The organism is bacterium, assembly GCA_030654305.1.
GTDB lineage: Bacteria > Krumholzibacteriota > Krumholzibacteriia > LZORAL124-64-63 > LZORAL124-64-63 > PNOJ01.
Genome location: JAURXS010000228.1, coordinates 1 through 7,732 on the forward strand (window position 1 = coordinate 1; position 7,732 = coordinate 7,732).

Below are 7,732 nucleotides of genomic sequence, written 5' to 3' on the forward strand. Positions count from 1 at the left end.
TCGGCGGCGACGGCGGCGGCAAGCGCCGGCGGCACCCCCGACCTGGCCAGGCGGTCGGCGAGCAGGCGCCGCCCGACGGGCTTGGCTCTGAGCGTGTCGCGGCACCAGGCCTCGGCGAAGCGCCGGTCCGAATGGACGTCCGTCTCCTCGAACCGCTCCAGCACCTCGTCGACGGGACCCGGCGGGTAGCCGGCCGCGAGCAGGCGGGACCTCAGGTCCGCCCGCGTGCGCAGCCGGCGATCGAGTTCGCGGAAGAGCCGGCGGGCGATCTGCTTGCGGACCGCGGCCTCGTGGAGCGTCGCGAGCAGCGCCGCCGGCAGGACCTCCCCGCAGGCGGGCAGATCCGGCGGCAACGACGACGTCGCCAGCTCCAGCACCGTGCCGTCGCTCAGGGCGAGCCGCGCCTCGCCGTCGCCGCGGTCCAGGGACAGCAGGCGGATCCCGGGCTCCGTCCCGTCCACGGCTCAGTCCGTCGCGGCGGCGCGTCGCCCGCGTCCGGGCTTGGGCGCCTCGTCGGCCCCGCCCTCGACCGCGGCCTTCGCCGCCGGCGCGACCGCGTCAGCGGCCGCGGCCGGCTCGGTCCGCACGCCGTAGTGGACGAGCACCTTGTGTTCGATGCGGGAGTAGAGGTCGGGATTGGCGCGCAGCAGGTCGCGCACGTTCTCCTTGCCCTGGCCGAGCCGCTCGTCGCCGTAGCTGTACCAGGCGCCGGATTTCTGGATGATCTCGGCGGCGGTGCCCAGCTCGATCAGGTCGCCTTCCTTGGAGATGCCCTCGCCGTAGAGGATGTCGAACTCCGCCTTCTTGAAGGGGGGCGCCACCTTGTTCTTGACCACCTTCACGCGCACGTGGTTGCCGACCACGTCCTCGCCCTGCGTGATGGCGCCGATGCGGCGGATGTCGAGCCGCACCGAGCTGTAGAACTTCAGCGCGTTGCCGCCGGACGTGGTCTCGGGGTTGCCGAACATCACGCCGATCTTCATGCGGATCTGGTTGGTGAAGATGACCAGCGTGTGGGTCTTGCTGATCGCGCCGGTGAGCTTGCGCAGGGCCTGGCTCATGAGGCGGGCCTGCAGGCCGACGTGCTGGTCGCCCATCTCGCCCTCGATCTCCGCGCGCGGCACCAGGGCGGCCACCGAGTCGATGACCACGACGTCCACGGCGCCCGAGCGCACGAGCATCTCGGTGATCTCCAGGGCCTGCTCGCCGGTGTCCGGCTGCGAGACCAGCAGGTTGTCGATGTCCACGCCGATGAGCCGGGCGTAGACGGGGTCCAGGGCGTGTTCGGCGTCCACGAAGGCCGCCACGCCGCCCTTGCGCTGGGCGTTGGCGATCGTGGTCAACGCCACGGTCGTCTTGCCGCTGCCCTCGGGGCCGAAGATCTCGACCACGCGCCCCTTGGGCAGGCCGCCCACGCCGAGCGCGATGTCCAGCGCGAGGCTGCCGGTGGAGATCGGCTCGATGCCCTCGACCACCTGGTTCTCCCCGAGCAGCATGATCGATCCCTTGCCGAACTGCTTCTCGATCTGGGCCCGCGTCAGCTCCAGGGCCTTGGCCTTCTCCTGCTGCCTGTCCATAGCCATTGCGAATCACTCCTTGGGTGTGGGACTGCGTCCGGGAGATCGTGCGGGCGGCGAGCCAGGCCGCGCCGGGGCGGTCGGTATTTGCGACCTTACTACGGCGCCGCGGCCCCCGCCAGCGGGAAAACAGTGCGCGTCTCGTGGAGGGCTCCCCCGGGCGCGAGCGTGCTCTGCACCAGGCGGATCCCGGTGACGTCGATCCCGGAAACGCGCGGCACCGTTTCGCGCCGCAGGGCTGCGAGTTCGCGCGGCGGCGGTCCGGCGCGGAACCGCGCGAGGGTCAGGTGGGCCCGGAACCCGCCCGCCGTCGCGCCGAGCCCCGGACACCGCCGGGCCATCGCGTCCGCGATGCGCGCCGCCAGCGCCTCGAGCGCGCCGCCGCTCTCCATCTGCAAGAAGAGAACCCGCGGCCGACGCCAGCCCGGGAAGGCCCCGAGGCCGCCGGCCCGCATGCTGAACGGCGGGGTCTCCCCCGCCGCCGCCGCCAGGGCCGCCCGCAGGTCATCGAGCCGCTCGGGCGGCCACTCGCCGAGGAAGCGCAGCGTGACGTGCAGCTGCTCGGTCCGCGCCCAGCCCAGGTCCCAGCGCGCCCGCCAGGCGTCCAGGCAGGGCGACACCTCCGCGCGGAAACGCTCCCCGGGATCGACGGCCACGAACAGCCTCACGACCAGCCGTCGGCTTCCGCGTGCGCGAAGGGGTCGCCGCCGTCGGCGAGGTGGCGTCGCAGGGCGTCCAGCGCCACCGCCACGGCGAGTTCGCGGTTGCGGGCGCGGTGCGCGAGGAAGCGCGCGTGTCCGGCGAACGTCCCCGCGGCCGAGGCCAGGCCGATCCAGACGGTGCCCACCGGCTTGGCCGCCGAGCCCCCGCCCGGCCCGGCGACGCCGGTCACCGACAGCGCGGCGTCGGCGCCGCAGCGGGCCCGGCAGCCCGCGGCCATCGCGCGGGCGCACTCCCCGCTCACGGCCCCGTGGTCCCGCAGCAGCGCCGCCGGCACGTCCAGCAGGTCCCGCTTGATGTCGTCGGCGTAGGCGACGATCCCGCCGCGGTACGCGTCCGAAGCGCCCGGCACGTCGGTCAACGCGGCGCCGAGCAGGCCGCCGGTGCAGGATTCCGCGGTGGCCACCGTCGCGCCGGCGCCGCGCAGCGCCGACAGGACCACGGCCGGCAGGTCGACGAACTCGCGCGCCCACACGCGGTCGCCCAGCGCTTCGTCCAGCCGCGCGGCGAGGCCGTCGGGCATCGCGTCCCGCCCGGCCGGCGCCAGCGCCTGGACGTCGACGCCCCAGCGCGTGAGCCACCAGGACCAGCCGCAGCCTGGGAATTCCCGCAGCAGCGGCGCCGTCAGCCGGTCCAGGACGGGCTCGCTCAGCCGTACCGTGCGGCGCAGCAGGACGGGCCGGGCCGGGCCGAGCCGGCCGCCGTCGTCCAGCCAGGCTTCGACCAGCGGCCACAGGACCCGCATCTCCGAGGGCACGCCGGGCAGCAGGACCAGCGTGCGGCCGCGCAGGTCGCCGACCATCGCCGGCGCGGAGCCCTCCGGGTTGGGCAGGGCGGCGAGGCCCAGCGGCAGCAGGCCCTGCTTCACCATGTTGGGGCCGTAGGGACGGCCGCGCGCCTCGCAACGCGCGCGCAGGATGTCGGCGATGGCCCCGTCCTCCCGCAGCGGAACCTCCGCCCAGGCCGCGACCGCCTCGGCGGTCAGGTCGTCAGGGGTCGGGCCCAGCCCGCCGGTCAGCACGACCAGGCAATCTGCGGGCGTGGCGTCCAGGGCCGCGGCGATGGCGGCGGCGCGGTCCGGCACGACGGCCACGCCGCCCACGGCCACGCCGCGGCGCGAGAGGCGCTGCTGGATCTCGTGGGAATTGGCGTCGAGCGTGCGCCCGTTGAGCAGTTCGTCCCCGACCGCGATCAGGCGGGCCTCGATCAGACGCGCCATGTTCACCAACCCGTCACGGACAGGGTGACGCGCAGCAGCAGGTGGGCGTACACGCCCGCCAGCAGGTCGTCGCACATGATGCCCCAGCCGCCGGGCAGGGCTTCCAGCCTGCGGATCGGGAACGGCTTGGCGATGTCGAAGACGCGGAACCACAGGAAACCGGCCAGCCAGCCGGCCCAGCCCGTGGTGAGGCCGAAGTAGGTGACCAGCATGCCGGCCACCTCGTCGCAGACCACGCGGTGCGGGTCCTTGCCGTGTCGCCGCTCCATCCAGGTGGCCGCCGGCACGCCCAGCGCCACGACCAGCGCGAGCAGGCCGACCTGGGCGGCCAAGGGCACCGGCGACGCCAGCCCCCACAGCAAGGTCACACCCAGGCTGGCGACCGTGGCCGGCGCGAAGGGCGCCAGCCCCGTCCCGAGGAAGGTGGCGAAGGCGTTGATCAGCAGACGCCCCACGGCGGTGTCCTTTCGGCGAAGTCCCGGCCGGCGCGCACGACGAGCGCGTGCAGGATAAGCCAGGCGCGGCGGGTGGTCAACGCGGCGGGTCGTCGATGCGGCGAGGGACGGAGCGTGCGGGATCCGGTCGCGCCGTTCAGCGCAAGCGGGCGAGCAGCAGGGCCAGCAGGTCGGGCAGGCCCTCGCCGGTGGTGGCGACCGTGGGCACGGACGGCCAGCCGACCGGGTTGAGCAGGGCCTCGAGTTCGGCGAGGGGCAGGGCCTCGGGATCGTCGCGGTGGTTGTACTGCAGCAGCAGCGCGGCGCGGTCGCCGGGGCCGCCGGCCGCGAGTTCGGCGCCGAGCTCGTCGAGCAGGATGAGGTTGGCGTCCTGGCGCCAGCCGCGGCTGTCGGCCGTGAAGACGACGGCGTCGGCGCCGCGCAGCAGCAGCCGTCGCTCCTCGCTGCAGGACAGGCGGCCCGGCGTGGTCAGCAGGTGCAGCGCGGAGCGCTGCGCGTCGGCCGGCACGGTGAGGTACTCGAACCCGTCGCCGGACGCCACGGCGGACGGCAACGCGGCCGCCTGCAACTCGGCATGCCGCGACGCGGCGAGCGCACCCGGCGCACCGAACAGGCCGGCCCAGGCCGCCAGCGTCGCCGACTTGCCGCCGCGTCCGGGGCCGTACAGGACGGCGCGGCGCACCTCGGGCAGGTTCCCGGCGCGGTCCCGTTCGGCGGCGGGAATCACGCCCGCCTCGTCGGCGTTTCCGGATCGGCCTCTTCGAACAGCAGCCCGACGGCCTCGCGCATGCTCGCCAGCAGGCTGCCCACCGTCCGGTGCGCCAGCCCCGGCCAGAGGTCCTCGTTCCCGAAGACCATGAGCACCAGACCCCGGGCCACGTGGGCGGCATGGACTCGGTGCTCCCCGTCGAGCAGGAAGGCCGAGGCCTCGGGCGCGGCGTCGGCGCCCAGCACGCCGGCCGCGGCCAGCGCCGCCCGCAGGCGGGCCACCGCGGCCTCCGGCAAGCCCTGCGGGGCCTCCCCCACGTGCAGCACGAGACGCCCCTGCCCGTCCACGAGCGCCACGCCGCGCACGCCGGTGCGCTCGAGCAGCGCGACCGCGGCCGAGTACAGCAGGGTGTAGGCGTCGTCGCGGGTGCGGGTCGGGGTCGTCACGTCCTACCTCCGGACACGGCGGCGGGTCGCCGGCGGCGGGTCGACGGTGACCGGCCGCTGAGCCATTGCCCGTGGTATCGGCGGTGAAGATAAGGGATTGAGCCTAAAAATCCCGGCGGAACTGGAAGGCCCGGTGCAGGGTCGCCTCGTCGGTGTAGGCCAGCGCGCCGCCCACGGGGATGCCCGTGGCGAGGCGGCTGAGGCGCAGGTCGCGCCCGCTGAACATGCGCTGGATGTAGAGGGAGGTCGCCTCGCCTTCGACGCTCGCGTCGAGGGCCAGGATCATCTCGCCGATCCCGTCCTGCTCCACGCGCGTGGCCAGCCGCGCGAACGGCAGGTCCTCGGCCCGCACGCCGTCCAGGGGGGACAGCAGGCGGCCGAGCACGAAGTAGCGGCCGCGGTAGAAGCCGGCCTTCTCGAAGGGCAGGACGTCCACGGGCGAGGCCACCACGCAGAGCTGGTGCGGCTCCCGCGACGGGGACGTGCAGATGGCGCAGGGGTCGGCTTCGGTGATGGCGCCGCAGCGGCCGCAGTGGCGGACGTTGGCGCGGGCCTCGGCGAGCGCTTCGGACAGTTCGCGGGGCGACGCGGCGTCCTCGCGCAGCAGGTCCAGGGCGATGCGGGTGGCCGACTTGCGCCCGAGGCCGGGCAACCGGCTCAGGGCGCGGACCAACCGCTCCAGCGAGGGGGACTGGAACTCGCCGCCCTCGCGGGTCCGGGCGGCGTGGCGGATGGCGGGGGCGGTGTGGTCCATGACCTACATCCCCGGCAGCTTCAGGCCGCCGGTCAGGGCGCCCATCTCCTTCTCGACCATCTCGTCGACGCGGCGCACCGCCTCGTTGACCGCGCTGACGACCAGGTCCTGGAGGAACTCCACGTCCTGCGGGTCGACGGTCTCGGGTCGGATGGTCAGCGAGACGAGCTGGTGGCGGCCGTTCATCACGGCGACGACCTGGCCGCCGGCGACCTCGGCCGCGACCTCGCGCTGGGCCAGCTGCTCCTGGGTCTCCTGCATCTGCTTCTGCATCTGCTGGGCCTGCTTCATCAGGGCGCGCATGTCCACGGTGTTCTCCTCGCGCCGGCGGGGCCGGGCGCTGTTGTCAGTCCTCGCGCGGCGCGGCCCCGCCCCGGTCGGGCGCGGTGTGCCAGGCGTCGCGATCCGCAGCGGGCACGACCTCGGCATCGAGCCGCCGCACCAGGTGGTCCAGGGCCGCGTCGCCGCCGCAGGCGCGCTGCAGCGTCTCGTGCTCGGTGGGCGCCACGTGGCGGCGCAGCTCCTCGCGGTGCTCGCGCCGCGCCGCTTCGGCGCCGGAAACCAGGTTCAGGACGATGTCGCGGCCCAGCAGCTCGCGCGCGAGCTCCTGCAGCCGCGGCAGGTCCTTCTGGATCAGCTGCAGCTGGAACTGCTTCTCGACGGGGAAGGACAGCGCGATGCGCCCGTCCTCCTCGGCCGGGATGCCCTCCATGATGCAGGAGCCGAGGCCGGGCTGGCGGCCGAGCAGCGTCTCGACGAAGGCCGTCCAGCCGTCGACGGTGGTGGCCGCCGCCGCCGTCGACGCGTCGCGCACGCGCGAGGCGCCGTGGTCCCGCGGGGCGGGCGGCTCCGTCGCGGCGTCCGCAAGAGGTGCGGCGTCGGCGAGGGGCGCGGCCCGCGCGCCGGACGCCTTGACGGCGGACGGTTTGGGCGCGGACGCCGTCCGGCCCGCGGCGGTGCGCCGGTCGGCGCCAGGGCCGCCGTCGCCGCCGGACAGCGGCTGCCCGGTCAGGGCTTCCAGGCGGCGCACGAGGTCCGACAGCACGACCCGCGACTCCAGCAGGACCAGTTCGACGAGCAGGGCCTCGAGCAGCACGCGGGGCTGCCCGCTGCGGTGGATGCGCTCGAAGCCGCGGCTGGCGCGGTCGAGCAGGGCCAGCAGGTCCTGGGGCGCGAAGTGTCCGGCCTGCCGGCGCAGGATCTCGATCTGGTCCTCGGGCAGGCTGATGCCCGCCGCGAGCGCGGGGTCGATGCGCAGCAGCAGCAGGTTGCGGAAGTTGTCGACCAGCCCGCGGGCGAAGTCGTCGAGGCTCTGGCCGCCCGCGGCCACGCGGTCGGCCAGGCGCAGCGCGCGGCCGGCGTCGCGCGCCATGACCGCCTCGTTCAGCTCGATCGCCACCTCGCTGCCCACCAGCCCGAACAGGTCCACGACGGCCTGTTCGTCGATGCGCTCGGGGCTCGCGGCCAGGACCTGGTCCAGGATGCTCAGCGCGTCGCGCATGGACCCTTCCGCCTGCGCCACGACCAGACGCAGGGCGCCGGGTTCCAGCTGGACGCCTTCCTCGGCCGCGATCGCGGTCAGGCGCGCGGACAGTTCGTCGCGCGTCAGCAGGCGGAAGTCGAAGCGCTGGCAGCGCGAGAGGATCGTGCGCGGGATCTTGGCGGGCTCGGTCGTCGCGAAGAAGAAGAAGACGCGGGCCGGCGGCTCCTCGAGGATCTTCAACAGCGCGTTGAAGGCCCCCTTCGAGAGCATGTGGACCTCGTCGATGATGAAGACCCGGCTCGCCCCGGGGCTGGGCGTGTACTGGGCCATGTCGCGCAGCTCGCGCACGTTGTCCACGCCGGTGTGGCT

10 protein-coding genes are annotated in these 7,732 nt (G+C 74.6%); all 10 read right to left on the bottom strand.

What is annotated here, in order from left to right; genetic code table 11:
- Positions 1–461 (bottom strand): RecX family transcriptional regulator (locus tag Q7W29_06320; GenBank protein MDO9171430.1); only part of this gene is annotated, 461 nt, incomplete at its 3' end.
- 3 nt (positions 462–464) lie between these two features.
- Positions 465–1,583, bottom strand: coding sequence for a recombinase RecA (gene recA, locus Q7W29_06325; GenBank protein ID MDO9171431.1), 1,119 nt, complete (start codon positions 1,581–1,583; stop codon positions 465–467).
- Between the two features lie 92 nt (positions 1,584–1,675).
- A complete protein-coding gene (gene thpR / locus Q7W29_06330) occupies positions 1,676–2,245 on the bottom strand; it encodes an RNA 2',3'-cyclic phosphodiesterase (protein MDO9171432.1) in 570 nt (189 codons plus the stop codon).
- Positions 2,242–3,516, bottom strand: a complete 1,275-nt coding sequence (locus Q7W29_06335; GenBank protein MDO9171433.1) for a nicotinamide-nucleotide amidohydrolase family protein — start codon at positions 3,514–3,516, stop codon at positions 2,242–2,244. The genes thpR and Q7W29_06335 overlap by 4 nt, the downstream gene beginning before the upstream one ends.
- A 2-nt stretch (positions 3,517–3,518) precedes the next feature.
- Positions 3,519–3,971, bottom strand: coding sequence for a phosphatidylglycerophosphatase A (locus Q7W29_06340; GenBank protein MDO9171434.1), 453 nt, complete (start codon positions 3,969–3,971; stop codon positions 3,519–3,521).
- Between the two features lie 136 nt (positions 3,972–4,107).
- Positions 4,108–4,698, bottom strand: a complete 591-nt coding sequence (locus tag Q7W29_06345) for a hypothetical protein (protein MDO9171435.1) — start codon at positions 4,696–4,698, stop codon at positions 4,108–4,110.
- On the bottom strand, positions 4,695–5,126 hold the full coding sequence (locus Q7W29_06350) for a hypothetical protein (protein ID MDO9171436.1): 432 nt from the start codon (positions 5,124–5,126) through the stop codon (positions 4,695–4,697). The genes Q7W29_06345 and Q7W29_06350 overlap by 4 nt, the downstream gene beginning before the upstream one ends.
- 103 nt (positions 5,127–5,229) lie before the next feature.
- Positions 5,230–5,880 (bottom strand): recombination mediator RecR, encoded by a 651-nt coding sequence (gene recR, locus Q7W29_06355; protein ID MDO9171437.1) that lies wholly within the window; start codon positions 5,878–5,880, stop codon positions 5,230–5,232.
- 3 nt (positions 5,881–5,883) lie between these two features.
- The gene (locus tag Q7W29_06360) at positions 5,884–6,183 is read right to left on the bottom strand and encodes a YbaB/EbfC family nucleoid-associated protein (protein MDO9171438.1); all 300 of its coding nucleotides are present in this window, start codon (positions 6,181–6,183) and stop codon (positions 5,884–5,886) included.
- Positions 6,184–6,226: 43 nt separating this feature from the next.
- Positions 6,227–7,732, bottom strand: a 1,506-nt coding sequence (locus tag Q7W29_06365) for an AAA family ATPase (GenBank protein MDO9171439.1), incomplete at its 5' end; no start/stop codon positions are given.